Source organism: Pseudonocardia sp. HH130630-07 (assembly GCF_001698125.1).
Classification (GTDB): Bacteria; Actinomycetota; Actinomycetes; order Mycobacteriales; family Pseudonocardiaceae; genus Pseudonocardia.
On record NZ_CP013854.1, the window covers coordinates 4857773 to 4883858 of the forward strand.

A 26086-nucleotide genomic window follows, 5' to 3' on the forward strand; every position below is an offset into this window, starting at 1 on the left:
GCCGGGCCGGGGCGGAGCCGGCGCCGGGACCGGTGCCCGGGGCGGCGGGCTGCGACCGGACGTCGTCGGAAGCGCGGGCCGTCCCGGCCGGTGGACGGATCGACCGGCCGGGACGGGCCGCGCCGCCGGGGGTGTGCTCAGTCCGCCGCTGCGGCCAGGTCCCGGAACGACGCCATCAGCACGGCGCTCAGGTTGTACACCACGAGCTGCGCGCCGCCGGCGAACGAGGTCGCGGCCGCCTCGGCCGAGCCGGCCAGGTCGGCCCGGGCCGCGTCGCGGACGGCCGGATCGGTGCGCACCGTCTCCAGCAGCTCGGGGACCATCGGGTCCTGCGGGGTGCGGGACGCGCCGAGATCGGCGACGCCGACGAGGTAGCCGTCGATGCCGTCGGTGCCGACGATCTCCCCGGCCCGCTCGATCGCACCCGGCGACTCGAGCATGGCGAGCACCAGGATGTCGTCGGCGGCGGCCCGGTGCTCCTCGGCGGTCACGCTGCCGAACCGGCCGGCCCGGGGGTACGTCGCGAACCCGCGGGTGCCGTGCGGCGGGTAGCGCAGGGCGCCGGCCAGCGCGGCGGCCTGCCCGGCGTCCTCCACGTGCGGCGCGACGATCCCGCGGGCGCCCTGGTCCAGCGCCCGCTGGGCGAGATGGTGCTCGTCCTCGCCCGGCCGGACCAGCACCGGGAGCCCGTGGGCGTCGGCGAAGGCGATGTGGGTGCGCAGCATCGCGACGTCGGCCGGCCCGTGCTCGCAGTCGATCAGCACGAAGTCGAGCCCGGCGACGCCGAGCATCTCGACGATCTCCTCGCACGGCATCCGCACCAACGCCCCGGCGAGCCGCTCGCCGGCGGCGAGCCGGGCCCTCACGCGACCATCCCCGCGGACAGGTCGATGTCGGAGCCCGACAGGCCCGGCATCGCGAGCATCGCGACCACGGCCGCTCCGACCTCGTCCTCGGTGATCATCCGGCCGAGTGCGGCCCGGCCGACGAACGCGTCGCGGGCCGTGTCGACGTCGGTGCCGGTGCGCGCGGCCTCCAGCGTGAAGTTGCGGCTCATCCGGTCACCCTCCACCGGGCCGGGGGACAGCGCGTTCACCCGCACCCCGGCCGGTCCGGCCTCGAAGGCCAGCGTCGAGGTGAGGCCGAGGACCGCGGTCTTCGACGCGCAGTACGGCGTGCGCCGGGTCAGCGGCCGCTTCCCGGACACCGACGCCACGTTGATCACGTCGCCGCTACCGCGCTCGAGCATCGCCGGCAGGAACGCCCGGCAGACCAGGAAGGTGCCGCGGACGTTCACCGCGAAGACCTCGTCCCACTGCTCCGGCGTGACCTCGACGAGCGGGGCGACCGGACCGGCGATCCCGGCGTTGTTGACCACGATCGAGATCTCCTCGCCGGCCAGCCGGGCGGCGAGACCGTCGACCGCCGCCGGGTCGGCGACGTCGCACACCTCGGTACGGGCGGCCGGGCCGATCCGGTCCGCGGTGGCCTCCAGCACGTCGGCCCGGCGCCCGGCCAGGACGACCCGGGCACCGGCCCGGGCCAGGTGCGACGCGATCGCCGCCGGGTCGCGCACCTCCTGGAAGGTGCAGGTCTTGAGGTACTTCCCGACCCACAGGCCGCCGGTGTAGCGGGCGGCACCGAGGGTGGGCAGCACGTGGTTGGTGCCGATCACCTTGTCCCCGTAAGACACGCAGGTGTGCTCGCCGAGGAACAGCGCGCCGTAGTTGCGCATCCGGTCCAGTGCCTCGCGCGGCTGCGCCGTGAACACCTGGACGTGCTCGGACGCCAGCTCGTCGGAGACCCGCCACATCTCGTCGGCGTCCTCGCACACGACGATCCGCCCGTGGTCGCGCCACGCCGGCCCGGCCATGTCGTTCGTGGGCAGGCCGGGCAGCAACCGGTCGACGAGCTCCAGCACCTCGCGCCCGAGTTGCTCGGACGTCGTGACCAGCACGGCGGGGGAGTCCGGGCCGTGCTCGGCCTGGGAGAGCAGGTCGACGGCCACGGTGAGCGGGTCGGCGGTCCCGTCGGCGATCACCAGGATCTCGGTGGGCCCGGCGAACAGGTCGATGCCGACCTCGCCGAACAGCTGCCGCTTCGCCTCCGCCACGTAGGCGTTGCCCGGCCCGGCCAGCATGTCCACCGCCGTGACCGACTCGGTGCCGACCGTCATCGCGGCGACCGCCTGCACCCCGCCCAGGATGTGGATCTCGTCCGCGCCGGCCAGGTGCATCGCCGCGACGGTCGCGGCCGGGACCTCGCCGCGGATCGGCGGCGTGCAGGCGACGACGTGCGGCACCCCGGCCGCCTTCGCCGTCACGATCGTCATGTGCGCCGACGCGGTCAGCGGGTACCGGCCGCCCGGCACGTACGCGCCCGCGGAGCCGACCGGGACGTGCCGGTGCCCGAGGAACACCCCCGGCAGCGTCTCGACCTCGACGTCGTGCAGGGACTCGCGCTGGACGCGGGCGAAGTTCCGCACCTGGTCCTGCACGAACCGGATGTCGTCGACCACCTGCTGCGGCAGCGAGGCGACCAGCTCGTCGATCCGCTCCCGGGAGAGCTTCTCCGGCGGACGCGAGTCGAACCGGTCGGCGTACTCGGCCACCGCCGCGTCACCACGGGTCCGTACGTCCTCGATGATCGCCCGCACCCGCTCCGCGACCCCGCTGTCGCTGCGCCGCGGAGCCGTCCCCGAGGCACTCTTGAGTTCCTGCGCCATACCGCCCTCTCTTGGTAGCATACGTATGCGCTGCGCTTCGCAGTGAACGGTGACACCGCGCCGCTGTCAAGGGGGCGACGTGTCGGGTCGTAGGCTCGACGGTCGATCGGGGGAAGGGCGGAGATGGTCACCAGTCGCGATGTGGCGAGGCTCGCTGGGGTCTCGCAACCGACGGTGTCCCGGGCGCTGACCGACCACCCGCGGGTCTCGGCGGCCACGAAGCGCAAGGTCCGGGAGGCGGCGCTCGCGCTCGGGTACTCCACGAACGCCATCGGCAGGGCGCTGTCGGTGGGGCGGTCGAACCGGATCGGCCTGGTCGTCGCGGATCTGGAGAACCAGTTCTACGCCAACATGATCGGCCCCCTGCACGAGGAGCTGGAACGGCTCGGCCACGAGCTCGTGCTGATCACCGAGTCGGCCGGGAGCGTGCCGCTGGCCGAGCGGGTGGCCACGCACGGGCTGGCCGGCGTCATCCTGTCGACGACCACGGTGGACTCCATCCAGCCGGCCCGGCTGCGCGACCGCGGCATCCCGTTCGTGTACCTCAACCGGATCGCCCCGGGCGTCCCGGCCGACGCGGTCACGGTGGCGCCCGAGGTGGGCGTGCGCGAGGTCGTCGCCGAGGCGGTCCAGCTGGGACACACCCGGATCGGGGCGATCTTCGGGCCGCGCAACACCAGTACCGGTGAGCTACGTGAACAGGTCGTCCGTACGGTGCTCGACGAGCACGGGCTGGCGCTGGCCCAGCGCGACATCCTGCACGGCCCGTTCGACTTCGGCACCGGCCGCGACGGGTTCCGGACGCTGCACGAGCGCGCCGGCGGGCCCACCCTGCTGCTGTGCGGCAACGACGTCGTCGCCCTCGGTGTGCTCGACGCGGCGGCCGAGGCCGGTGTCGACGTGCCCGGGCACGTGTCGGTGGTCGGGTTCGACGACCTGCCGACCTCCCGGTGGGCGATGGTCCGGCTGAGCACCATCGCCTACGACCTCGACGAGGTCGCCAGGGAGTCGGCGCGGCTGGTCGTGGCCCGGTTGCGCGACCCGGACGCCGAGCCGGCGCGGGTGGTCTACCCGACGCACTACGTCGCCCGGTCGACGCTGGCGGCCCCCCGGAGCTGAGCGCCGTCCCTCGCGGAAATCCCCGGGGAGCCCTTGCCCGCGACTTGTGCATACGCATACAGTCAACGGTGCACGGACTCCAGCGAGGTAGGACGATCATGGCGCTCGACCCGGTCGCGTACCTGCCCTACAACGACCCGGACGACTTCATCCGCGAGGTGACCGACCGGATCTGGGTTCAGCGGGACGTGTCCTACATCGTCGACAACTACGAGCCGGACTCGATCGTCCACGGCGGTCTCGGCACGGTGATCGGCCGCGACGGCGTCATCGAGGGCAGCCTGATGCGCATCGCGGACACCCCGCAGCACGTCGGGCAGGCCGAGGACGTGATCTGGGAGGCGCGCGGTGACGACGCGTTCCTCAGCTCGCACCTGGTCTTCTCCGCCGACGAGATCCTGGTCGACGGCGTGGTGAAGCGGATCCGCAAGCGCACCATCGCGAACTGCCTGTACCGCCGCGGCCGGATGGTCGAGGAGTGGGTGGTGCGCGACGAGCTCGCCGCCTGCCTGCAGCAGGGCATCGACCCGGCCGAGGCGGCCCGCGCGCAGCGGTTCCGCGGGTACCAGGGCTCGATGCTCGAGCAGGCCCCGAAGGACGTGCTCGCCGTCGGCGACAGCGGCCCGCGGCCCGACGACTTCCGGCCCGAGTGCGAGATGGTGCTCGAGTTCATCGACGAGGTGTGGAACTCCCGTCGGTACCAGAAGGTCACCGACTACATGCACCGTGACCTCTTCCTGCACACGGTGGGCGACCAGACCGTGGTCCGCCCGGACGGTTACCAGCGTGACCTGCTCACGCTCGTCGCGCCGTTCCCGGACGCGACGTTCGAGATCCGCGACGTCCAGACCAACCACGCGGAGCGCTACGCCGGCCTGCGGGTCGCGGTGACCTGGGTGATGCGCGGGACCTACCGCGGCGCGCCCGCCTACGGGTCGCTGACCGGCGGCACCGTCGAACTGCTCGGCGTCTCCCAGTTCCTGGTGCAGGACGGCCGGATCGTGAAGGAGGTCCGGGTGTACGACGAGATCGCGCTGCGCGCCCAGATCGACGCCGGCCGGACCGACGAGTTCACCGACACGAACATCTACTGACGCCACCTCCCGGATCTGGAGCACTCACATGCACGACACGGTGGTCACTCCGGACGAGATCGTCCGGCGCACCGTCAAGCACGCGGACTGGGTCCCGTGCAAGGCCGCCTTCATCGACTGCCGCACGCCCGGCTCGGACCGCAAGGACAACTACTCCTTCATCGGGCCCGGCGTCACCCAGAACGCCTCCCAGCACGTCAACCTGCGTGAGCCGCACGGGTTCAACCTCGGTGCGGCGGGCATGCCGCACGGCACGACCAACAGCCTGCACCTGCACTTCACCGCCGAGGTGTTCATCAACTTCGACGGTGACTACCAGCTGCGCTGGGGACCCGACGGGACCCAGGGCGAGTACCGCAGCGTCGACGGGGACATCGTCTCGGTCCCGCCGTGGATCTTCCGCGGGTTCACCAACGTGGGCGGGGACGAGGGCATCCTGCTCACCGTGCTCGGCCACGACGACACCGGCGGGATCATCTGGGGCCCGACCGTCCTGCAGGACGCGGCCGGCCACGGCCTCTACCTGACCGCGGACAACCGGCTGATCGACACGGTCGCGGGCGACGAGGTGCCCGGCGACGTCGCCCTGATCCGGCCGATGGACCAGGCAGAGATCGACCGGCTCGACGTCTACACCCCCGAGCAGTTCCGCGGCCGGGTCGTGCACGCGGCCGACCGCACCTGGGTCGACGAGCCGTACCTCTGCTCCCGGCTGCCCGGTGGCGGGGCCGAGCTGAGCCCGGTGATCGGGTTCGGCACGGTGGAGAGCCGCACCGCTGCGCCCCGGCTCGTCGAGCCGCACGGGTTCAGCCTGGCGTGGCTGCGGGCGCTGCCCGGCGAGGGCGTGCTGACCCACCGGCACGACGCGACCCAGGTCCTCACCGCGAAGGCCGGGCGCTGGGCGGTCCGGCTCAACACCGGGGACGAGGAGCGGACCGTCGAGATCGGGCCCCGGGACACCGTCTCGGTGCCGCCCGGTGCCTGGCGCTCGGTGGAGCTGCTGTCGGCCGACGCCGGCCGCTCCGCGACCCCGGGGACGGGTGAGCTGGTCGTCGTCACCGGTGGCGACGGGCGGGTCCGGCCGGAGTGGGCCGACGAGGTCGTCGCCGGTGCCCGGGAGCGCGGGAGGATGCTCGACGCGAACGGTTACCTGGCACCCGTCGCGGTGCTGGTCTCCGCGACCGAGGACGACTGAGCCGGGACGCCCGGGCCGGTGGGGCGAGGACCCGCCGGCCCGGACGGCCGGGCCGACCCGACGGAGGCACAGGACGATGGACACGGTGCACGGCCCCGTCACGGTCGCGGCGTGCCGGATCCCGGCCCGCATCGACGCGCCGGACCCGTCGATCGCGGAGCGCGCGGTGCGCGAGGCGGTCGCCGGGGGTGCCCGGCTGGTCGTGCTGCCGGAGCTCACCGTCTGCGGCTACGTCTTCGCCGACGCCGCCGAGGCCAGGGCCGCCGCCGAACCGCTCGACGGACCCACCGTCGCGCGGTTCGCGGCGCTGAGCGCGGACCCCGGCTGCGTCCTCGTCGCCGGTCTCGCCGAACTCGGTGCGGACGGCCGGGTGTACAACACCGCCGTCGTCGTCGAGGGTGGCCGGTTGCGTGCCGCCTACCGCAAGGTCCACCTGTGGGACCGGGAACGGGAGCTGTTCACCCCGGGCGACGCCGCACCGCCGGTGGTGGCGACCGCGGCCGGCCGGATCGCCCCGATGGTCTGCTACGACCTGGAGTTCCCGGAGTGGGTGCGCCGGGCCGCCGAGGACGGCGCCGAGATCGTCGCGGCGCCGGTGAACTGGCCGTGGCGCCGCACCCCGGACGGCCAGGACCCCCTCGAGGTCGCCAAGGTCCGGGCCGTCGCCGGGGCCTACCGGGTGCACGTCGTGGCGGCCGACCGCTGCGGCACCGAGCGCGGGGTGACCTGGTTCGGCGCGGCCTGCGTGGCCGACGCCGACGGTGACCTGCTGGCCGGGCCCGGCGGCCCGCCACCGGGGGAGCCCGGCGTGCTGCTGGCCACCCTCGATCCGGCACAGGCCCGCGACAAGCGTCTCAACGACAACAACCACGTCCTGCGCGACCGCAGGCCCGAGCTGTACCGCGACCCCGTCCCCGCACCGGACGGGGCACCGGCCCGGCCGGTGTGATCCCGGGGCGGCGATCCGGGGCCGCCCGGGGTGCGGACGCCTACCTGCGGCCCGGCTCCATCCGCCCGCTGCGGCGCTCCCACTCGGCCCGGACCTCGTCGGTCGCCGGGCGGGTCAGCAGCGACACCACGACGAACACGACCAGTCCCGACCCGATCCCGGCGAACACCGGCTCGTTCGCGTAGAGGTCGCCGACGGCGAGCATCGTCCCGAGCGTCGCGACGGTCCCGGCCGCCATCGCGGCCAGCGCCCCGGCGCGGGTGGCGCGCCGCCACACCAGCCCGCCGAGGACCGGCACCAGCAGCCCGCCGACGAGGATCCCGTAGGCCAGGGTGAGCGCGGCGACGACCTCCTGGAGCAGGCAGGACACCGCGATCATCACCGCCCCGAACCCGGCGACCGCCCACCGGTTCCCGGCGAGCTCGTCGTCGTCGCCGGAGGTACGGCGGAACCGGCCGATCAGGTCCTGGTTGAAGACCGTCGCCGTCGCCAGCAGCGCCCCGCTGGAGGTCGACATGACCGCGGACAGCGCCGCCGCGAGCACCAGGCCGGCCGCGACCGGCGGCATCGCGGCCTCGACGATCGCGGCGAACGCGTCGTCCCGCTCGGCGAGCCCGGGCACGATCACCTGCGCCGCCGTCCCGATCAGTGCCCCGGCGACGCCGTAGGCCAGGCAGTAGAGGCCGGCCCCGGTCCCGGCCCAGCGGGCGACCGCGGGGGAGCGGGCGGTGAACACCCGTTGCCAGATGTCCTGGCCGATCAGCAGCCCGAACCCGTAGGTCACGAAGTAGGTGACGATCGTGCCGCCACCGATCGAGGTCGGTGACAGCGCGTCCGCCGGGACCGCGGCGGCCAGGCCGTCCCACCCGCCGGCCCGCCACAGCACCACCGGCAGCAGCACCAGGAAGATCCCGACCGTCTTGATCAGGAACTGGACGAAGTCGGTGAGCGTCACCGACCACATCCCGCCGAGCGTGGAGTAGGCGACGACGACGGCCCCGCCGATCAGGATGGACGGCACCCGCGGGAGGTCCAGCAGCACTCCGAAGATCGTCGCGTAGGCGATGGTCGAGGTCACCGCGAGCATCAGGGTGTAGGCCCACATCACGATCCCGGCCGGCGCACCCAGCCCGGAGCCGTAGCGGAGCTCCAGCATCTGGCCGACGGTGAACACACCGAGCCGCTGGATCCGCGCGGAGAACAGCAGCGACAGCGCCAGGATCCCGCTGCCGATGGCGATCACCAGCCACATGCCGGAGATCCCGTACTCGTAACCGAGCCCGACCCCGCCGATGGTGGACGCGCCGCCCAGGACGACCGCGGCCATCGTCCCGGAGTACAGCCAGGGACCGAGCCTGCGGCCGGCGACGAGGAAGTCGCTGCGGTCGGTGGTGCGGCGCCGCCCCCAGAACCCGAAGGCGATCATCGCGGCGAGGTAGAGGACGACGACGGCGATGTCCATCCCCGGATCAGCCCTTCCGGTTCGCGGCCAGCACGGACAGCAGCTCGTAGGCGACGTGCGCCGCGGCGATCCCGGTGATCTCGGCGTGGTCGTAGGCCGGGGCGACCTCGACGACGTCGGCCCCCACCACGTCCACCCCGACCAGCGACCGCAGCACGTGCAGCAGCTCCCGGCTGGTCAGGCCGCCCGCCTCCGGGGTGCCGGTGCCGGGCGCGTGCGCCGGGTCGAGCACGTCGACGTCGACCGAGACGTAGACCGGGCCGGTGCCCAGCCGCCGTCGCATCCGCTCGACGACGGCCGGGACCCCGTCGGTCTGGAAGGCGTCGGTGCCGATCACCTGGAAGCCGAGGACCTCGTCGTCGGTGAGGTCGTGCTCGCCGTAGAGCGGCCCGCGGATGCCGACGTGCAGGCACCGCCGCGGGTCGAGCAGCCCCTCCTCGGCGGCGTTGCGGAACGGCGTCCCGTGGGTGATGTCCGCGCCGAAGTAGGTGTCCCAGGTGTCGAGGTGCGCGTCGAAGTGCACGACGGCGACCGGACCGTGGGTGCGGGCCACCGAGCGCAGCAGCGGGAGCGCCACCGTGTGGTCCCCGCCGAGGGCGAGCAGCGTGGAGCCGTCCGCGCGGAGCCGGTCCGCGGCGCGTTCGATCGTGGCGATCGCCTCGGCGATGTCGAACGGGTTGATCCCCAGGTCACCGGCGTCGGCAACCTGCTGCGCCGCGAACGGGGAGACCCGCAGCGGCGGGTGGTAGGGCCGCAGCAGCTTCGACGACGCCCGTACGTGCGCGGGGCCGAACCGGGCGCCCGGCCGGTAGGAGACGCCGGTGTCGAACGGCAGGCCCAGCACGGTGACGTCGGCGCGCTCCACCTCGTCGAGCCGCGGGAGCCGGGCGAAGGTGGTGGGGCCGGCGAAACGGGGGACGGCGCTCGCGTCCACGGGACCGACGGGCATCGGACCTCCTCGGGTGTCCTCGGGTCCGCACACGGTGCTGCATCGGCCCCCTCCGGCAGAAGGGGCGGGCGGCCACGGGTCCGTGGGCCGTCAGGCCGGCCGGGCGCCGACCGTCGCGCTGAGGGCCCGTGCGGCATCGGCCACCGCCGCGGCCCGCGCGTCGCCGTCGGGCCCGGTGAAGTCCTCGCTGCGCCCGCCCAGGCTGACCGTCGCGACCAGCGCGCCGTCGGCCCCGAGGATCGGCGCGGCGACCGCGGACACCCCGCCGAGGTAGTCGTCGCGGCTGAGGGCGACCCCGCTCGCCCGGACCTCGTCGAGGTGCGCGGCGAGCCCGGCCGGGTCGACCTGCGTGCCGGGGGTGAAGGCCCGCAGCTCCCCGCCCAGGGCCCGCTCACGGACCGCCGGATCGAACGCGGCCATCACCACCGGCGCCGCCGCGGCGTGGAACGGCAGCACCGTCCCGATCCCGATCCCGGCCACGACCAGCGGTTTCCCGCCCTCGACGCGGTCGATGCAGACGGCTCCCGCGTCGGCGGGCACCATCAGGAACGCGGTGTCCCCGAAGCGCGCGGCGAGCTCCTCCAGCGCGGGCCGGGCCTCGGTACGCAGGTCGAACTCGGCCAGCGCCGCGGCACCGACGGCGAACACCGGCATCCGGATCCGGTAGGCGCCCGCCGCGTCCCGGTGCACCCAGCCGGCCTCGACGAACGAGGTCATCAGCCGGTGCACGGTCGGCTTGTTCAGCCCGCTCGCCGCGGTCAGCTCGGCGAGGGTGATCACCGGCCGGTCGGCGCCGAAGTGCTCGAGCAGCCGGCACGCCCGCAGCACCGAGCCGACGGTCTCCCGGCTCTCACCGACCACGCCCCACCCCACTCCTCGTGCCGCCCGGCGCCAGGTTAACGACCGGTCCGCCGTCGACGGGTTGACACACGGTGTCCCGACCCGCCACATTTTCGGAACGCGTATCGCATCACGATACACAGAGAGGTGATCAGTGGAACTGCGCGAGATGATCTCGACGGAGCTGGTCCGGGCGCCCGGTGTGTGGGACGGGCTGACCGCGCGGCTGGCCGAGCAGGCCGGGTTCGGAGCGCTGTGCGCGTCCGGGTTCGCGATCTCGGCGGCGCTGGGCTACCCGGACGCCGAGCTGTACACGATGTCGGAGAACCTGCAGGCGGTCCGGACCGTCCGCGAGGCCAGCACGCTGCCGGTGATCGCCGACATCGACACCGGCTACGGCAACGCCGTCAACGCCGCCCGGACCGCCCGCCGGTTCGCCGACGCCGGGGTGGCCGCGGTCTTCATGGAGGACCAGCGCTCCCCGAAGCGCTGCCCGCTGATCCCCGGCGCCGCGGTGGACCTCGTCGACGTCACCGAGGCGGAGGGCAAGGTCCGGGCGGTGAAGGACGCGGCCGGCGACATGATCGTGATCGCCCGCACCGACGCGACGGGGGACGGCGCGCTGCGCCGGGCCGAGGCCTACGTGCGGGCCGGCGCCGACATGATCATGCCGGTGACGAAGACGTTCGCGACGGTCGAGGAGTGGGCCCGCTGCCGGGAGGTCGCCGGCGTCCCGCTGACCGCGACGCTGACCGCCTCGGCGTGGACCGAGCGCGAGTTCACCCCGGAGGTCATGGAGCAGATCGGCGTCCGGCTCGCGCTGCTCCCCACCCAGGTGCTGATGGCCGTCACCGGGTCGGCGCAGCGCTGCCTGCAGCGCCTCGCCGCCGGCGAGCCGCCGGCCGAGGTCAGCGCAGACGGCCTGGACCACCACGTGTTCGTCGGGCTGATCGGGATGGACGAGATCGAACGCCAGCAGCGCGCCTACCTGCCCGCGGCGGTGAGCTGAGCATGGGCTCGACGGTCGCCGAGAAGATCCTCGCCCGGGCCGCGGGCGTCGACGAGGTCCGGGCGGGGGAGAACCTGGCGTTCCGGCCGGACCACATGATCGCCTACGACTTCCCCGGCTACACCGACGTCATGTTCCGGCAGATGCACGACGACTTCGGCATCCGCGAGCTCGCCGAGCCGGAGCGCTACGTGGTGTTCATCGACCACATGCTGACCCGCGGCGACGCCCGCGAGGACGAGGTCCACCAGGTCACCAGGGACTGGTGCGCGTTCTACGGGATCGCGCTGCACGAGGCGCGCGGGATCGGGCACCAGGTGATGGCCGAGCTCGGCTACGCCCGGCCCGGCACCTTCGTCATCCACTTCGACGGGCACGTCTCCGGCGCCGGCGCGTTCGGCGCGCTCGGCTGGGGCGTGCGCCGGGACCTGCTGGAGGCGTGGGTCTCCGGGCGGATCCACCTCGACGTCCCGGCCAGCACCCGGTTCGAGCTGACCGGGGAGTTCCGGCCCGGCGTGGACAGCCGGGACCTGGTGCACCGCATCATCGGCGACCACGGTGCCGACGGGTGCGCGCACCAGGTCATGGAGTTCGGCGGGCCGGGTGCGCGGTCGATGCCGATCGACCAGCGCCAGGGTCTGTGCGGGATGGCGATGTTCACCGGCGCGGTCTCGGCGGTGTTCGAACCGGACGCGACGGCGCTCGCCCACGCCCGTGCCACCGGCGGGCCCGGCTCCGAGCCGCAGTACCCGGACCCCGATGCCGGCTACCGGGCCGTGCACCACTACGACCTCTCGACGATCACGCCGCAGGTGGTGCTGCCCGGATCCGCCCGGTCGGCGCACACCCGCGAGGTCGCCGAGCTGGCCGGCACCGCGGTGACCAAGGCGTTCATCGGGTCCTGCGCGTCCGGCCGGATCGAGGACATCCGGGCCGCCGCCCTCGTCCTCGACGGGCGGCGGGTGGCCCCCGGCGTCGAGCTGAACGTCGTCCCGACCTCGGACGCCGTGCACCGCCAGGCCGAGGACGAGGGACTGCTCGACGTGCTCCGCGCGGCCGGGGCGCAGATCGCCCGGTCGAGCTGCGACTTCTGCTTCGGCTACCAGAAGCCGCTGCAGCCCGGCGAGAACTGCATCTCCACCGGCGTCCTCAACATCTCCGGCCGGATGGGCAGCACCGACGCCAACATCTACATGGGCTCCGCGTCGACCGTCGCCGCGAGCGCGGTGACCGGGACCATCGCCGCGGCCGGGGAGGTGACCGGGCGGTGAGCGCCACCCGCGACTACCCGCCGCCACCGGACGTCGTCGACGGCCGGGTGGCCTGGGTGTTCGGCGACGACTTCGACATCGACCTGGTGATCGGCGTCGAGAACATCAAGTCCTACGACGCGGAGTTCCTGCGCAGCAAGGTCATGCGCGCCTACGACCCGTCGTTCGCCGACCGGGTCCGGCCGGGCGACGTGATCGTCGGGGGCCGGAACTTCGGCTACGGTCACCCGCACTACCCGCCGATGGTCGCGCTGCGCGACCTCGGGATCGCCGCGGTGCTCGCCGAGTCGTTCTCGCCGGGATTCTGGCGCGGCGAGACCTACAACGGGATGCCGCTGATCACGGTGCCCGGCATCGCCGCGGCCGTGACCACCGGTGACGGGCTGCGCCTGGACTGGCGCACCGCCGTCGTGACCCTGGCCGGCGGCCGGACGCTGCGGGGCACCCCGCCCAGCGAGCGCGTCGTGCGGGTGATCGAGGCGGGCGGCTCGCTGAAGCTGCTGCTCGCCGAGCACACGCGCACCTGAGAGGTCGTTGCAGAAGTCGGGGCGTGTTGGTCCTATGTAGATGGACCTGGTCGGGTGATGCTCAGAGTTGATGGCAAGGGCATCGACGGTCGAACGACTGGTCACCGACGAGCTGTGGGAGCTGATTGAGCCGCTGCTTCCCCGTCCTCGGCCACGTCGGCGAGGCGCGCGGACCGGCCGGCCACCAGTACCGGACCGGGCCGCGCTGGCGGGGATCGTGTTCGTGCTGACCACGGGGATCGGCTGGAACGACCTGCCGCCCGAGTTGGGCTGTGGATCAGGGACCACCTGCTGGCGACGGCTACGCGACTGGCAGCGGGCGGGGGTCTGGGATGAGCTGCACCGAGTAGTGCTCGATCGGCTCGGCCAGGCCGGGGTTCTGGACTGGTCGCGAGCTGCGGTGGACTCGGTCAGCGTGCGCGCCAAGCGCCGCGGCGAACAGACGGGGCCCTCGCCGACCGATCGTGGGAAGGCCGGGTCGAAGTACCACGTGTTATGCGACCGCAACGGCCTGCCGCTGCACGCGGTCGTGACCGGCGCGAACACCCACGACAGCCGGATACTGGCCGAGCTGCTCGACACCAACCCCGGCGTCCGCGAACGGCGCGGCCAGGCCGGACGCCCGCGGCGGCGTCCCGGCAAGCTGCACGCCGACAAGGGCTACGACTATCCACGGTGTCGCCGCTACCTGACCGGGCGCGGGATCGGGGTGCGGATCGCTCGCCGCGGAGTCGAAGACTCCTCCCGGCTCGGCCGGGTCCGGTGGGTCGTGGAGCGCACGATGGCCTGGCTGCTGTCGTTCCGGCGGCTCGGGCTGCGCTACGAACGCTCCCGCACCAGCATCGAGGCCTTGCTGAAACTGGCGTGCGCGTTGATCTGTTTGCGCCGTCTGCCCTGAACGACCCCTCGCGGTGGATCAGGACCGCGCCGTCGCGCTCGCCCCGGCCAAACGCTCCAGCGCTCGGTCGGTGGCGACGAGGTCGAAGTGGTGTGGGTCGAACCGGTCCGAGCCCCACCACTCGACCCGCTCGGCGTGCTCAGCATGATCGGGATCGGCGAGCGCGTCGACGAACTCCGAGTAGCCGAACACCCCGCCCACATCCTCGGGCGGACACGCACCCTGACCCTCGACACAGCGTGGGTACCGCACCCCAGGCTCTGGGATGGTGACCGCGTCGACGACCAAAACGTGGTGCCAGTTGTCGCCGAAGTCGTAGACGTAGCCGGCGTCATCACCGGCAGCCAGCACCCGGAACAACTTCGTCTTGGCCTCGTCGAGCGTGCCGGTGTCCCAATCCGGATCAGGCAGCCCGTAGCGGACACCGTCGATCTCGAATTCGTGCAGGTGGGAGTTGGTCCAGCCCATCGCGTCCTGCACGACCTCGTGCAGGACCGCGAGGCTGGCCTCACCCGGAACCTCGACCACCCGTCGCACGGTCGGCTCGACATCGACCAACACGATCTCGATCCGGAAGATCTTCGTCTTCGTCGTCACCCGAGGCCTCGCCATGCTGCGATGCTCCCACCGCTCCTCGCACCCCCAGCACCCGCTCCCGGACTTCTGCAACGACCTCTGAGGTGCCCGTCCACCGAACCGTCGCCGACCTGCCGAAACCTGCCGAACTCTGCTGATCAATGCCGATCTGGGAGCACACCGTGTCCGAGACGACCTCGCCGCCCGGCCCCGGGGCCGACGCGCCACCGTCCACCGTCTCCGCCCGCCGGGCCGCCGTCGCCGGTGGCGTGGGCACGCTGATCGAGTACTACGACTTCAGCGTCTACGCCTTCCTCGCCGTCACCCTCGGGCCGCTGTTCTTCCCCAGCGACGAGCCCGGGGTCTCGATCCTGCTGACGCTCGCCGTGTTCGGGTCGGCCTACGTCATGCGCCCGATCGGCGGCTGGTTCTTCGGCCGCCTCGGTGACCGGCGCGGCCGCAAGCACGCGCTGGTCGTCACCGTCGTCACGATGGGTGCCTTCTCCGGCGTGCTGGGCCTGTTGCCGGACTTCGCGACCGCGGGCGTGCTCGCCCCGGTCCTGCTCGTGCTCGTCCGGCTCGCCCAGGGCTTCTCCGCCGGTGGCGAGATCGGGGGTGCGGCGACCTACGTCGCGGAGTCGGCGCCGCCCGGCAGGCGCGGCCTCTACGGCTCGCTCACCCCGGTCGGCTCGACCCTCGGCTTCTCGGTCGCGGCGGCGGTCGTCGGCCTGGTCACCGCGTTCACCACGCCCGAGCAGATGACGGCGTGGGGCTGGCGGATTCCGTTCCTGATCGCGGTCCCGCTCGCCCTGGTCTGCCTGTGGGTCCGGGTCAAGCTGGAGGACACCGCCGAGTTCGAGTCCATGGCCCGGCGCAACGAGGTGGTGCGCAGCCCGCTGCTCAGCGTCGTCCGGGAGCGGCCGGGTGCGGTGCTGCGGGTGGTCGGGATCGCGATCGCGATGAACGGGACCGGCTACGTCGGCCTGACCTACTTCAGCACCTACCTGATCGGAACCGAGGGCTTCGACCCCGGCTCGGTGTACTGGGCGTCGGCCATCGGCATCGCGCTGGCCTGCGCGACCTACCCGCTCGCCGGGATGCTCACCGACCGGTTCGGCCGGCGTCCGGTGCTCCTGTCGGCGTACGTGCTCTACCTGCTGATCGCCTGGCCGGCGTTCGCGCTGCTCGGCGCGACGTCGAGCATCGTGGTGGTGACCCTGGTCTACGTCGTCTACATGGCGGTGAACGGGCTGGCGCAGGTCCCGGCGTTCCCGCAGTTCACCGAGCTGTTCCCGCGCCGGGTCCGCTACACCGGGGTCGCGCTCGGGTTCAACATCGGCACGATCCTCGCCGGTGGCACGGCGCCCTACGTCGCCGCGCAGCTGGTGCAGAGCACGGGGGACCCGATGTCGCCGGCGTTCTGGGTGTTCGGCGTCGCGCTCGTCGGGATCGTCACCGTCCTGACGCTGCGCGAGACCGGGCGGGAGCGGCTGCCGGTGTAGCGGGTACACCGGAGCCATGACCGACCGGTTCGACGGCTGGATCTCCGGCCTGGGCACCCGCGCGGGACGGCGGGTGGTCGTCGGCCACTGGCCGCGCTCGCCGCTGGGCCCGTTCACCGACGTGATGACCGAGGACGCCGACGGCCACCGGACGCTGCTCGCCCCGTCCGGCGAGGTCGCGGCGTTCGTCGCCGCCACGTACACCTTCGACGAGGTGCGGGTCGTGCCGGTGACCCACACCGCGCGCGGGGACCGCAGGCAGGTCGTCGCCGGGCCGCTGGAGATCGCCTGGCGGGTCGGTGGGCGCACGGTGCTCGGCGCCCTGCTGCGGCTGGTCCCGGCACCGCTGGCGGTGAACCGGTACTGGCTGCGCGGCATCGACCCGCTGGCCCGCCGGGTCCAGCCCGGGGTGCGGACCGTGGGCAGTGCCGGGGGCGGGCGGCGGGAGTACTACGGGGCCCGGGACCTGCACCGGGTCACCGCCGCCGTCGCCCGCTGGGACGGCGCGGATCTCGGCGGCCTGGCCCCGGTCGCGCCACCGGTGCGGTTCGGGTTCGGCTCGGCGCCCGGCACGCCGTCGCACGTGCGCATCACCACCCTGGTCGAGGACCGCCTTGACGGGAGACCGGCCGATTCCGGAAGGTGATCGGACAACCGACGGCGGGTGGGGACCCGGGAAGCCGGTGCGAGTCCGGCGCGGTCCCGCCACTGTGAGCCGGCGCCGTCGTGCACGGGGCCGGTGAGCCAGACACCGGCCCCACCCGTCGGACAGCCTCCGTCCGGGACGAGGATCCCGAGGAAGGTCCGCCGATGACGCGCGCCCGCACTGGCCCGGCCCCCGCCCCGACCACGCACCGGCCGGTGGGGTCCCGGTGATCCTCCTCCTGTCGACCTCGGACACCGACCTGCTCTCCGCCCGCGCCTCGGGTGCGGACTACCGGCTCGCGAACCCGAACCGGGTCACCCACGACGAGCTGGCCGCGATGGCGGAGGCGGCCGACGTCGTCGTCGTGCGGGTGCTCGGTGGCTACCGGTACTTCGAGGAGGGCCTGGACCTGCTCCGCGGCGGCGCGACGCCGCTGGTCTGCCTCGGCGGCGAGATGGCGCCGGACGCGGAGATGATGGAGCTGTCGTCGGTCCCGGCCGGGGTCGCCGCCCAGGCGCACACCTACCTCGCCCAGGGCGGGACCGGGAACCTCGCCCAGCTGCACGCGTTCCTGTCCGACACCGTGCTGCTCACCGGCGAGGGCTTCGAGCCCCCGGTCGAGCTGCCCGAGTGGGGCGTCCTCGACCGCGACGGGACGCCGGCCGACACGCCGGCCGACGGGCCGACGGTCGCGGTGCTCTTCTACCGAGCCCAGTTCCTCGCCGGGAACACCCGCTACATCGAGGCGCTCTGCGATGCGATCACGGCGAAGGGCGGCCGGGCGCTGCCGATCTGGTGCGCCTCGCTGCGCCAGGCCCCGGCCGCGCTGCTGGAACGCCTGCGCGACGCCGACGCCATGATCGTGACGGTGCTGGCCGCGGGCGGGACCAAGCCGGCGTCCGCGCAGGCCGGCGGCGAGGACGAGGAGTGGGACGTCACCGCGCTCGCCGCGCTCGACGTCCCGATCCTGCAGGGACTGTGCCTGACCAGCTCGCGCAGCACCTGGGAGGACAACGACGACGGGATGTCCCCGCTCGACGTCGCCACCCAGGTCGCCGTCCCCGAGTTCGACGGCCGGCTGATCACCGTCCCGTTCTCGTTCAAGGAGATCGACGACGACGGGCTGTCGGTCTACGTCCCGGACACCGAGCGGGCCGCCCGGGTCGCCGGGATCGCGGTGAACCACGCGAACCTGGGCCGGGTCCCGAACGCGGACAAGAAGATCGTCGTGATGCTCTCGGCGTACCCGACCAAGCACGCGCGGATCGGCAACGCCGTCGGCCTGGACACCCCCGCGTCGGTCGTCGCGCTGCTGCGCACCATGGCCGCGGCGGGCTACGACACCGGGGAGTTCCCCGGCGTCGAGGCCGGGGACGGCGACGCCCTCATGCACGCGCTGATCTCCGCCGGCGGTCAGGACCCGAACTGGCTGACCGAGGAGAAGCTGGCCGGCAACCCGATCCGCATCTCGTCGCCGGTGTACCGGCGCTGGTTCGACACGCTGCCGGAGGACTTCCGCTCCGGCGTCGAGGAGCACTGGGGCGCCGCGCCCGGCGAGCACTACGTCTCGAACGGCGACATCGTCGTCGCGGCGCTGCGGTCGGGGAACGTGACCGTGATCGTGCAGCCGCCGCGCGGGTTCGGGGAGAACCCGGTGGCGATCTACCACGATCCGGACCTGCCGCCGTCGCACCACTACCTCGCCGCCTACCGCTGGCTCGCCGCTCCCGCGTCGGAGGGGGGCTTCGGTGCGCACGCGATCGTGCACGTCGGCAAGCACGGCAACCTGGAGTGGCTGCCCGGCAAGACGCTGGGGATGTCGGCGTCCTGCGGGACCGACGCCGTGCTCGGCGACCTGCCGCTGATCTACCCGTTCCTGGTCAACGACCCGGGGGAGGGGACCCAGGCCAAGCGCCGCGCGCACGCGACGCTGGTCGACCACCTCATCCCGCCGATGGCCCGTGCCGAGAGCTACGGCGACATCGCGCGACTGGAGCAGCTGCTCGACGAGCACGCCAACATCTCCGCCCTCGACCCGGCGAAGCTGCCCGCGATCCGCCAGCAGATCTGGACGCTGATGACCGCGGCCCAGATGCACCACGACCTCGGCCTGGAGCAGCGTCCGGACGAGGAGGTCTTCGACGACATGCTCATGAACGTCGACGGCTGGCTGTGCGAGATCAAGGACGTCCAGATCCGGGACGGCCTGCACGTACTCGCGCTGGCCCCGTCCGGCGAGCAGCGGGTCGACCTGGTCCTGGCCATGCTGCGGGCCCGGCAGATGTGGGGTGGCGAGCAGTCCGTGCCGGGCCTGCGCCAGGCGCTCGGCCTCGTCGAGGACGGGTCGGAGTCGAACGCGCGCACCGACGCCGTCGAGCAGGTCGCGCGGGCACTGGTCGCCGGGATGGAGGCGGCCGGCTGGTCCGCCGACGCGGCCCCGTCCGTGCTCGCCCGGGCGGGGCAGCTGCCCCCGGGCAGCGATCCCGCCGCCGTCGAGACGATCCTGCGGTTCGCCGCCGAGGAGGTCGTGCCCCGGCTGGACGCCACCGCGCACGAGCTGGACCAGGTGCTGCACGCCCTGGACGGCGGGTTCGTCCCGGCCGGGCCGTCCGGCTCGCCGCTGCGCGGGCTGATCAACGTGCTCCCGACCGGGCGGAACTTCTACTCCGTCGACCCGAAGGCGGTGCCGTCCAAGCTCGCCTGGGAGACCGGTCAGGCGATGGCCGAGTCGCTGGTCGAGCGGTACCGGGCCGACCACGGCGAGTACCCGCGCAGCGTCGGGCTGTCGGTGTGGGGGACGAGCGCCATGCGCACCTCCGGCGACGACGTCGCCGAGGTGTTCGCACTGCTCGGCGTCCGCCCGGTCTGGGACGACGCGTCGCGCCGGGTGCGCGACCTGGAGGTGATCGACCTCGCGGAGCTGGGCCGGCCGCGGGTCGACGTCACGGTGCGGATCTCCGGGTTCTTCCGGGACGCGTTCCCGCACGTGCTCGCCCTGCTCGACGACGCGGTGGCGCTGGTCGCCGATCTCGACGAGGGCCCGGAGCAGAACTTCGTCCGGTCCCACGTCGCCGTGGACCGGGAGCGGCACGGCGACGACCGCCGGGCACGCACCCGGATCTTCGGGTCCAAGCCGGGCACCTACGGCGCCGGGCTGCTGCAGCTGGTCGACTCCCGGGACTGGCGGGGCGACGCCGACCTCGCCGAGGTGTACTCCACCTGGGGCGGCTACGCCTACGGCCGCGGGCTCGACGGTGTCCCCGCGCGGGACGACATGGAGAACGCCTACCGGCGGATCGCGGTCGCGGCGAAGAACATCGACACCCGCGAGCACGACATCGCCGACTCCGACGACTACTACCAGTACCACGGCGGCATGGTCGCCACGGTGCGCGCGCTGACCGGCTCGGCCCCCGCGGCCTACGTGGGCGACTCGACCCGCCCCGAGTCGGTGCGCACCCGCAGCCTGCACGAGGAGACGGCCCGGGTGTTCCGGGCCCGGGTGGTCAACCCGCGGTGGATCGCCGCGATGCGCCGGCACGGCTACAAGGGCGCGTTCGAGATGGCCGCGACCGTGGACTACCTGTTCGGGTGGGACGCGACGACGGGCGTGATCGCGGACTGGCAGTACGAGACGCTGACCGCGGAGTACGTGCTCGACCCGGAGAACCGCAAGTTCCTCACCGAGTCCAACCCGTGGGCGTTGCACGGGATGGCCGAGCGGTTGCTCGAAGCCGTGGACCGGGGGCTGTGGGAGTCGCCGGAGGCGGGCACGCTGGACGCGTTGCGGCAGGCGTACCTGGAGTCCGAGGGGGACCTGGAGGACGACGGGTCCTGAGCGGACGGGGTCACGGCTCGCTCCTCGTGGGCGGGTCGTGACCCTGTTCAGCCCCGGGGTCCTCGGTCAGCGACCCAGGAACGCATCGTGCAGGTGATCGTCGAGATCGGCGACGAACCGTTCACCGCGCCACGGTCGGAGTTCCTGACGGACCTTCCGGATACGACGCATCGGCACGCGGCCGCCTGCGGCCGCCACGAGACCGACGACCTCGTGCAGGAGAGCGGCACCGGCGACCGGATGTCCTCCCCGGATGCGGGTCAGCGCGAGATCGCTCCCGACGATGGCCCGCTGTACCCGGTCCCGGTTCGATGCGAGCGCCGCGAACGCAGCACCGAGCCCCCGTTCCGCCTGCGTCAACCGGCCGATGTTCAGAGCGCACAACCCGGTGAAGCCGTCGAGGCGTGGTCCGGGGAAGCCGCTCCGGGCATCGCCGTCCGGCAACTGATCGATGCACCGCTACGCACGATCGAGCGCGGCCTCGGCATCACGGACGCTGCCGCAACGGCTCTGGACCTCGGCGTGAACGGCGTGTGCCCGTGCCCGGACGGTGCCACGGCTCCCGGCGTGTGCATCCACGACGGCGGCCCGGGCGATGGGCAGAGCGACGTCGGGATCGTCGTGAGCGTGCAGAACGGTCATCGCCCGGCTGGTCAGCACCCTGGCCCGGCGCCAGCGATCGTCGAGCCGGGCTGCAGCCGCAGCCGCCCCGGCGTAGTGCGACGTCGCCGATCGGTCGTCGCCGTTCTCGAAGGCGAGACGTGCGGCGAGTGCCTCAGCGGTCACGACGAGGTTGATCGCGCCGGTCGAGCCGTCCGTCGCCGTCGACGACCGGCAGTCTCGCAGGAGCGGTGCCAGCTCGACCTGCAGGCGGACGAACGGGACGACACCGACCTGCTCGTCCAGCAGGGCGACGTCGTGGTGGAGTGCCTCGACCATCGCGGGATCCGCACGTCCCGATCGCTCCCCTCGTGCAGGGGCTCCGGCGATGACACCGTCACGAGCCGTCGAGCCGAGCAGCTCGGCCAACTGTGCCTCGGAGGCACCGAAGCCGCGCAGTGCATCGAGCACCTGTGCGCAGTCCGAGCCCGCACCGATGTCGGGTCGGCCGCCCGGGGTCCGCAGGTAGGTGTGCACGAGCAGACGTCGATAGCGTTCCGCGGGGCCGTTCGGCCGGCTCCGGCTCTCCCAGCGCGCGATGGTCCGCTGGATCCCGGCCACCGAGCCACCAGCCGGGGCGGGAAGACCGATCTCCTGCGCGGTGGCACGCAGCGCGCGGGCGAGGTCCGCCCACGACCAGCCGCGACGCTCGCGTACCCGGCGCAGTGTCTCGGCTGCCGCGGCCCGGTCGGCCGGTGTGCGCGGTTCGGCTGTCACACGGGCACCACCATCCGCGGTAGACCCAGACCGGCGGCGTAGTCGAGCGTGTACCAGGTCCCGCTCGCCCGATCGTTCCCCCGCGGGAAGCCGATCACCACATCGCTGCGGTCCACCATCCATCGGTTGCGGGCGTGGTAGGCGGCTGTCCCGACCCGTCGTGCACCCAGTTCGACCACCCGTGCGATACGCCCTTCCGCCTCCCGGAGCCGGATCGCCGACGCGGCGACGTCCGGCTGGTCGGCCACCGTGCCCGGTACGACGACGACCAGCGCTGCCACGCTGTGCCGGGCGAGCCAGGCGAGGGCCGAACTGTCGATCCCGGCCGCGCCGCCGACGTAGACCGTCGTGCCGGGTCCGGCGAACGGTGCCAGGAACCGTTCGAACGACGTCGCGATCCACTCGTCCGGCTCCGACCCCACGGCGCGGGTCCCGGTGACGGTCAGCGCTCCGGTCATCCGGCTCTCCCGAACGTCATCGGTTGTCATCTCCCGGCTGTATGCGCCACAGGGTCTCATGGCAGCAGGCGACGGGGTACCACCCGGTCATCGACGGCGGCCGGCTCCGCCGGGGGACGGGTGAGCGACACGTGGTGACCAGACCTGGCCGGCCCGCCCACGGCTACCTGCACGTTCACGGTGTACCGGAGGACGTGGTCGCGGTGCAGGAACGACGGCTCCGGGATGCCGCGGCCGATCGCGGTCTGGCGCTCGGCACGATCTTCGCCGAGCACGACCGCGGAACCCGGATCGCGTTCGGCGACCTGCTGGACACGCTCGACTCCTCCGGGGTGCGGCATGTCCTCGTCCCCGATTTCGGGCACTTCTCGCCGCATCCGCTGCTGCAGGCGCTGATGCTCGGCCGACTCCGTCGTCGTTCCGCAGCGCAGGTGCACGTCGTCGACGGGTGACGCGCACACGAGCCGGGCGTCAGGCCGGCACCCGCGTCCGCCCCGCCGTCACGACCCCGGTCAGTGCGAGCACGAGCAGGACCACCAGCAGCACCGGCATCGCCAGTGCGGGGGAGACGAGCAGCACGATCAGCGCCCCGCCGAGCCCGACGAACGACGCGGTCGCCAGCTGGTCGAGCAGCTGGGCCGCCGAGGAGTGCGCCCCGACGTCGGCGGGAGCCGAGTGCGCCAGCGTCAGGTAGGCGACGGCGGAGAACGCCACACCCATGCCGAGCCCGGCGAGCCCCCAGGCGGCGATCGCGACCCAGCCCGGTAGCCAGCCCGCGGCGACCGGGAGCAGGCCGAGCTGACCGGCCGCGATCGTCGCGAACCCGCCGCGCAGCAGCGCCGACCGGTCCCGGTCGGGATGGCGGGCCTGCCAGGCGGCGGCCGCCGACCAGCCCAGCGAGGCGACGATCAACGGCACCCCGGCCGCCGACAGCGACCAGCCGTGGGTGGCGGTGAGGATCAGCGGCAGGAACGACACCATCGTCAGGAACGCGCCCGCGACGAGGCCGCGGGCGGCGACCACCGCGGCGATGCCCCGCCGCGCGGTGACCGTGCCGCCGGGCAGCAGCCGTCGCAGGGAGGGGACGAGCACGACGACCGCGGTCGCACCCACGACGGCGCCCCGGACGTCGAGGTTCTCCAGCGCCCAGCTCAGCCCGGCGACGCCGGCCCCGGCCCCGGCGGCGGCGAGCACCGTCCGCGCCCCGCCGGCTCCGTCCCCCCGCCGGGTGGGCGGGCCCAGGCGGCGCACCGCCGGGAGGACCAGCAGCACCGCGAGCCCGACGACCGGCAGCAGCCCGAGGAACACCCAGTGCCAGGAGAACCGCTCCGTCACCACCCCGGCGAGCGGCGGGCCGACCAGCGACGGCATCACCCAGGCCGAGGACATCAGCCCGAACACCGCGGGCCGCAGCCGCGTCGGGTACACCCCCGCGACCAGCACGTACACCGCGACCCCCTGCACCCCGGCCCCGAGCCCCTGCAGCACCCGGCCGACGAGCAGTGCGGTCATGGACTCCGCGCTCCCGGCGACCAGCAGCCCGATCCCGAACAGCGCGGGCGCCGCGACGAGCGGGACCCGCGGGCCGCGGGCGTCGCACCAGCGGCCGCCGAACGCCGTCCCGAAGACGGCCGCGGCCAGGAACACCACGAACGGCCACGCGTAGTACGCGACCCCGCCGAGATCCGCGACGATCTGCGGCATCGCGGTCCCGACGCCCATCGACTCGAACGCGATGAGGCTGATCAGCAGGATGATCCCGACCGTGGTCGGTGCCCGGCCCGCGGCCCAGACCCCGTATCCGTCCTCTGCCGCGCGCCCACCGACCGTCTCGACCACACCGGCCACCCTGCGCCCTGCACCCGGGTTCAGGTCAACCGGGTGAGTCGATCATCCGCACACGCTCCGTGTTTGCTCGTCGCTCGAACGGGTACCAGTGTCTATGAGCAGTCTCACAACGATCATCGTGGTGGCGGTGGTGGTGATCGTCGTGGCGGCGATCGCCCTCGGCGTCGCCTCGATGCTGCGCAAACGTCATTCGGCGAACCTCAAGGACCAGTTCGGACCCGAGTACGACCGCACCGTCGGCCGTGCCGACGACCCGCGCGACGCCGAGAAGGAGCTGCAGGACCGGCGCCGTCGCCACCGGTCGCTGAAGCTCCGGGATCTCGACCCGCAGGAGCGGGAGGGCTACCGGCAGCGCTGGACGCAGGTCCAGCAGGGCTTCGTCGACGATCCGGGCAGTGCCGTGACCCACGCCGACCGCCTGGTCGCCGAGGTCATGTCGGCCCGCGGCTATCCCGTCGAGAACTTCGACCAGCAGGCCGAGGACCTGTCCGTCGCCTATCCCGTCGTCACCCAGCGCTACCGCGAGGCCCGGGCGATCTCCACCGAGCACGCCGCGGGCCGCGCCGGGACCGAGGACCTCCGGCACGCCGTCACCAGCTACCGGGCCCTCGTCGACGCCCTGCTCGACGGCGACGACGGCCCCGGCCACCGGGACCCGGGTCACGATGGCGACGACGGCACCGCCCAGCCCGGCGCCCACCGGCGCACGGACCAGCCCCAGCAGCAGGACGTCCGACGGGAGACCACGACATGAGCGACACGCACGACCGTTCCGGCGGGCGCCAGGACAGCCGCGCCGCGCGGCTCGCCGGGGAGCTGAAGGACCGCATCGTCGGCCGGACCGACGACGAGCGCGACGCCGCGTGGGACCCGGCCGACGCCCGGTCGACCGCGGAGCGTGACGCCGGTGTCCGGTCGCCGCAGGACGGAGCCCCGGCGGGTTCCGGACCTGGGGGGCCGGGGGAGATGCCCCCGGCGGCCGACCCGGGTGCGGGCGCGCCACCCCCTGCTGGCGGCGATCCCCGCCACCCCGGTGCGACCGACCCGGCATCGGCGCCGCCGGACGCGCGGTCCGGTGCTGCCGCCCCGGGTGGCGGCGCCCCGGCCGTCGACCCGGCTGCGGCGCCACCCGCCGGTGCGGGGCCCGGCGGCGGTGTCCCGCCCGGGCGCGGCGGGACCGCGGCCGGCGGCCCCCCTCCCGGTGGCGCAGCCCCGACGGGCGGCGTCGCACCCGGTGGCGCCCCTCCGGCCGGTGGCACCGCACCCGGTGGTCCGGCTCCGGCCGGTGGCGCCGCACCCGGCGGAACGGCTCCGCCCGGTGGCGCTGCACCGGACGGGACGGCTCCGGTCGGCGGTGACCCGCGTGGTGGCGGCGTTCCGGGCGGGGGCGCGCCCGCGGACGTCCGTACGCCTCCCGGTGGGAACGAGCCCGCCGCGGCCGCCGATGCCGCGCACCCGGGTTCGGCGGCGGCCGGTGGTGGATCGGCGCTGCTCACCCCGGAGCGCTCCCGGGAGTACCAGGAGCGCTGGACGGTCCTGAAGGGCGAGTTCGTCGACGAGCCGCGGCGCGCGGTGCAGGGGGCGAACGAGCTGGTGGGGGAGGTGCTCGACGAGCTGGAGAACCTGTTCCGCCGTCAGCGCGACGACCTGGAGCAGCAGTTCTCCCGGCAGGACGCCTCGACCGAGGACCTGCGCCAGGCGCTCGGCCGGTACCGGGAGTTCTTCGACCGCCTGCTGTCGCTCTGATCACCGGGTCCGCGCCGCGGTCGCACCGGCGGCCGCGGCGCGGACCGGGATCGCCGT

The 26086-nt window shown here is 73.6% G+C and carries 24 protein-coding genes and 1 riboswitch; of the genes, 14 read left to right on the forward strand and 10 right to left on the reverse strand.

Going from position 1 to position 26086, the window contains the following annotated elements; genetic code table 11:
• Nucleotides 1-137: 137 nt before the first annotated feature.
• Nucleotides 138-866 (reverse strand): HpcH/HpaI aldolase family protein, encoded by a 729-nt coding sequence (locus AFB00_RS23110; RefSeq protein WP_068798936.1) that lies wholly within the window; start codon nucleotides 864-866, stop codon nucleotides 138-140.
• Nucleotides 863-2725: a histidinol dehydrogenase gene (gene hisD / locus AFB00_RS35090; protein WP_083275770.1), complete on the reverse strand. Its 1863-nt coding sequence runs from the start codon at nucleotides 2723-2725 to the stop codon at nucleotides 863-865. Before hisD ends, AFB00_RS23110 begins: the two co-directional genes overlap by 4 nt.
• A 141-nt stretch (nucleotides 2726-2866) precedes the next feature.
• Here hisD and AFB00_RS23120 point away from each other — a divergent pair, with 141 nt between their 5' ends.
• The 4 genes from AFB00_RS23120 (at nucleotide 2867) to AFB00_RS23135 (ending at nucleotide 7082) form a co-directional block, all read left to right on the forward strand.
• Nucleotides 2867-3844, forward strand: coding sequence for a LacI family DNA-binding transcriptional regulator (locus AFB00_RS23120; RefSeq protein ID WP_197519630.1), 978 nt, complete (start codon nucleotides 2867-2869; stop codon nucleotides 3842-3844).
• 98 nt (nucleotides 3845-3942) lie between these two features.
• Complete coding sequence (locus tag AFB00_RS23125) at nucleotides 3943-4938, forward strand: nuclear transport factor 2 family protein (protein WP_068798938.1); 996 nt, start codon at nucleotides 3943-3945, stop codon at nucleotides 4936-4938.
• A 28-nt stretch (nucleotides 4939-4966) separates the two neighbouring features.
• A complete protein-coding gene (locus tag AFB00_RS23130; protein ID WP_068798939.1) occupies nucleotides 4967-6133 on the forward strand; it encodes a hypothetical protein in 1167 nt (388 codons plus the stop codon).
• 85 nt (nucleotides 6134-6218) lie between these two features.
• Entirely contained in the window at nucleotides 6219-7082 is an 864-nt protein-coding gene (locus tag AFB00_RS23135; protein ID WP_197519631.1) for a nitrilase-related carbon-nitrogen hydrolase, read from the forward strand.
• 40 nt (nucleotides 7083-7122) lie between these two features.
• Here AFB00_RS23135 and AFB00_RS23140 read toward each other — a convergent pair whose 3' ends face one another.
• The 3 genes from AFB00_RS23140 to AFB00_RS23150 form a co-directional block, all read right to left on the reverse strand.
• Complete coding sequence (locus tag AFB00_RS23140; RefSeq protein WP_068798941.1) at nucleotides 7123-8544, reverse strand: sodium:solute symporter; 1422 nt, start codon at nucleotides 8542-8544, stop codon at nucleotides 7123-7125.
• Between the two features lie 7 nt (nucleotides 8545-8551).
• Nucleotides 8552-9493: an agmatinase gene (gene speB, locus AFB00_RS23145; protein ID WP_068798942.1), complete on the reverse strand. Its 942-nt coding sequence runs from the start codon at nucleotides 9491-9493 to the stop codon at nucleotides 8552-8554.
• Nucleotides 9494-9583: 90 nt separating this feature from the next.
• Nucleotides 9584-10354: an IclR family transcriptional regulator gene (locus AFB00_RS23150; RefSeq protein WP_156819689.1), complete on the reverse strand. Its 771-nt coding sequence runs from the start codon at nucleotides 10352-10354 to the stop codon at nucleotides 9584-9586.
• A gap of 133 nt (nucleotides 10355-10487) precedes the next feature.
• Between AFB00_RS23150 and AFB00_RS23155 the strand changes: the two genes are divergently transcribed.
• From AFB00_RS23155 to AFB00_RS23170, 4 genes are all read left to right on the forward strand, one after another.
• A complete protein-coding gene (locus AFB00_RS23155) occupies nucleotides 10488-11342 on the forward strand; it encodes an isocitrate lyase/PEP mutase family protein (RefSeq protein WP_197519632.1) in 855 nt (284 codons plus the stop codon).
• Nucleotides 11343-11344: 2 nt separating this feature from the next.
• The gene (locus AFB00_RS23160; protein ID WP_068798944.1) at nucleotides 11345-12613 is read left to right on the forward strand and encodes a 3-isopropylmalate dehydratase large subunit; all 1269 of its coding nucleotides are present in this window, start codon (nucleotides 11345-11347) and stop codon (nucleotides 12611-12613) included.
• A complete protein-coding gene (locus tag AFB00_RS23165; protein ID WP_068798945.1) occupies nucleotides 12610-13140 on the forward strand; it encodes a 3-isopropylmalate dehydratase in 531 nt (176 codons plus the stop codon). Before AFB00_RS23160 ends, AFB00_RS23165 begins: the two co-directional genes overlap by 4 nt.
• Before the next feature lie 70 nt (nucleotides 13141-13210).
• A complete protein-coding gene (locus AFB00_RS23170; protein ID WP_060713947.1) occupies nucleotides 13211-14038 on the forward strand; it encodes an IS5 family transposase in 828 nt (275 codons plus the stop codon).
• A gap of 18 nt (nucleotides 14039-14056) precedes the next feature.
• On the opposite strand, the gene AFB00_RS23175 is transcribed toward AFB00_RS23170, so the two are convergent.
• Nucleotides 14057-14650, reverse strand: coding sequence for a plasmid pRiA4b ORF-3 family protein (locus AFB00_RS23175; protein ID WP_060713948.1), 594 nt, complete (start codon nucleotides 14648-14650; stop codon nucleotides 14057-14059).
• A 125-nt stretch (nucleotides 14651-14775) separates the two neighbouring features.
• On the opposite strand from AFB00_RS23175, the gene AFB00_RS23180 reads away from it, so the two are divergent.
• The 3 genes from AFB00_RS23180 to cobN all read left to right on the forward strand — a co-directional run bounded on the left by AFB00_RS23180 (nucleotide 14776) and on the right by cobN (nucleotide 20600).
• Nucleotides 14776-16116: an MFS transporter gene (locus AFB00_RS23180; protein ID WP_442965825.1), complete on the forward strand. Its 1341-nt coding sequence runs from the start codon at nucleotides 14776-14778 to the stop codon at nucleotides 16114-16116.
• 16 nt (nucleotides 16117-16132) lie between these two features.
• Nucleotides 16133-16762, forward strand: coding sequence for a hypothetical protein (locus tag AFB00_RS23185; protein ID WP_068798946.1), 630 nt, complete (start codon nucleotides 16133-16135; stop codon nucleotides 16760-16762).
• Between the two features lie 27 nt (nucleotides 16763-16789).
• Nucleotides 16790-16870, forward strand: a riboswitch (cobalamin riboswitch).
• A 118-nt stretch (nucleotides 16871-16988) separates the two neighbouring features.
• Nucleotides 16989-20600, forward strand: coding sequence for a cobaltochelatase subunit CobN (gene cobN / locus AFB00_RS23190; RefSeq protein WP_068798947.1), 3612 nt, complete (start codon nucleotides 16989-16991; stop codon nucleotides 20598-20600).
• Between the two features lie 66 nt (nucleotides 20601-20666).
• Here the strand turns inward: cobN and AFB00_RS32295 are convergent, their stop codons facing one another.
• The 3 genes from AFB00_RS32295 to AFB00_RS23200 all read right to left on the reverse strand — a co-directional run bounded on the left by AFB00_RS32295 (nucleotide 20667) and on the right by AFB00_RS23200 (nucleotide 22435).
• The gene (locus AFB00_RS32295; protein ID WP_156819690.1) at nucleotides 20667-20960 is read right to left on the reverse strand and encodes a hypothetical protein; all 294 of its coding nucleotides are present in this window, start codon (nucleotides 20958-20960) and stop codon (nucleotides 20667-20669) included.
• Between the two features lie 99 nt (nucleotides 20961-21059).
• Entirely contained in the window at nucleotides 21060-21977 is a 918-nt protein-coding gene (locus tag AFB00_RS32300) for a hypothetical protein (protein WP_083275772.1), read from the reverse strand.
• Nucleotides 21974-22435 carry a DNA-processing protein DprA gene (locus tag AFB00_RS23200; protein ID WP_068798948.1) on the reverse strand — a complete coding sequence of 154 codons (462 nt, stop codon included), beginning with the start codon at nucleotides 22433-22435 and terminating at the stop codon, nucleotides 21974-21976. Before AFB00_RS23200 ends, AFB00_RS32300 begins: the two co-directional genes overlap by 4 nt.
• 131 nt (nucleotides 22436-22566) lie before the next feature.
• On the opposite strand from AFB00_RS23200, the gene AFB00_RS23205 reads away from it, so the two are divergent.
• Nucleotides 22567-22887: a hypothetical protein gene (locus tag AFB00_RS23205; protein ID WP_156819691.1), complete on the forward strand. Its 321-nt coding sequence runs from the start codon at nucleotides 22567-22569 to the stop codon at nucleotides 22885-22887.
• 19 nt (nucleotides 22888-22906) lie between these two features.
• On the opposite strand, the gene AFB00_RS23210 is transcribed toward AFB00_RS23205, so the two are convergent.
• Nucleotides 22907-24274 (reverse strand): MFS transporter, encoded by a 1368-nt coding sequence (locus AFB00_RS23210; RefSeq protein WP_068800594.1) that lies wholly within the window; start codon nucleotides 24272-24274, stop codon nucleotides 22907-22909.
• Between the two features lie 103 nt (nucleotides 24275-24377).
• On the opposite strand from AFB00_RS23210, the gene AFB00_RS23215 reads away from it, so the two are divergent.
• A complete protein-coding gene (locus AFB00_RS23215) occupies nucleotides 24378-25037 on the forward strand; it encodes a hypothetical protein (RefSeq protein ID WP_197519633.1) in 660 nt (219 codons plus the stop codon).
• Complete coding sequence (locus AFB00_RS23220) at nucleotides 25034-26029, forward strand: hypothetical protein (RefSeq protein ID WP_068798951.1); 996 nt, start codon at nucleotides 25034-25036, stop codon at nucleotides 26027-26029. The genes AFB00_RS23215 and AFB00_RS23220 overlap by 4 nt, the downstream gene beginning before the upstream one ends.
• The last annotated feature ends 57 nt before the right edge of the window (nucleotides 26030-26086 follow it).

What these genes read in the sequence shown, in the direction of transcription:
- AFB00_RS23160 (WP_068798944.1), top strand. Translation starts at nt 11,345, where the DNA reads ATGGGCTCGACGGTCGCCGAGAAGATCCTCGCCCGGGCCGCGGGCGTC.
- AFB00_RS23200 (WP_068798948.1), bottom strand. Translation starts at nt 22,435, where the DNA reads ATGACCGGAGCGCTGACCGTCACCGGGACCCGCGCCGTGGGGTCGGAG.
- AFB00_RS23170 (WP_060713947.1), top strand. Translation starts at nt 13,211, where the DNA reads ATGGCAAGGGCATCGACGGTCGAACGACTGGTCACCGACGAGCTGTGG.
- AFB00_RS23140 (WP_068798941.1), bottom strand. Translation starts at nt 8,544, where the DNA reads ATGGACATCGCCGTCGTCGTCCTCTACCTCGCCGCGATGATCGCCTTC.
- speB (WP_068798942.1), bottom strand. Translation starts at nt 9,493, where the DNA reads ATGCCCGTCGGTCCCGTGGACGCGAGCGCCGTCCCCCGTTTCGCCGGC.
- AFB00_RS23125 (WP_068798938.1), top strand. Translation starts at nt 3,943, where the DNA reads ATGGCGCTCGACCCGGTCGCGTACCTGCCCTACAACGACCCGGACGAC.
- AFB00_RS23180 (WP_442965825.1), top strand. Translation starts at nt 14,776, where the DNA reads ATGCCGATCTGGGAGCACACCGTGTCCGAGACGACCTCGCCGCCCGGC.
- AFB00_RS23215 (WP_197519633.1), top strand. Translation starts at nt 24,378, where the DNA reads ATGAGCAGTCTCACAACGATCATCGTGGTGGCGGTGGTGGTGATCGTC.
- AFB00_RS23220 (WP_068798951.1), top strand. Translation starts at nt 25,034, where the DNA reads ATGAGCGACACGCACGACCGTTCCGGCGGGCGCCAGGACAGCCGCGCC.
- hisD (WP_083275770.1), bottom strand. Translation starts at nt 2,725, where the DNA reads ATGGCGCAGGAACTCAAGAGTGCCTCGGGGACGGCTCCGCGGCGCAGC.
- AFB00_RS23130 (WP_068798939.1), top strand. Translation starts at nt 4,967, where the DNA reads ATGCACGACACGGTGGTCACTCCGGACGAGATCGTCCGGCGCACCGTC.
- AFB00_RS23175 (WP_060713948.1), bottom strand. Translation starts at nt 14,650, where the DNA reads ATGGCGAGGCCTCGGGTGACGACGAAGACGAAGATCTTCCGGATCGAG.
- AFB00_RS23185 (WP_068798946.1), top strand. Translation starts at nt 16,133, where the DNA reads ATGACCGACCGGTTCGACGGCTGGATCTCCGGCCTGGGCACCCGCGCG.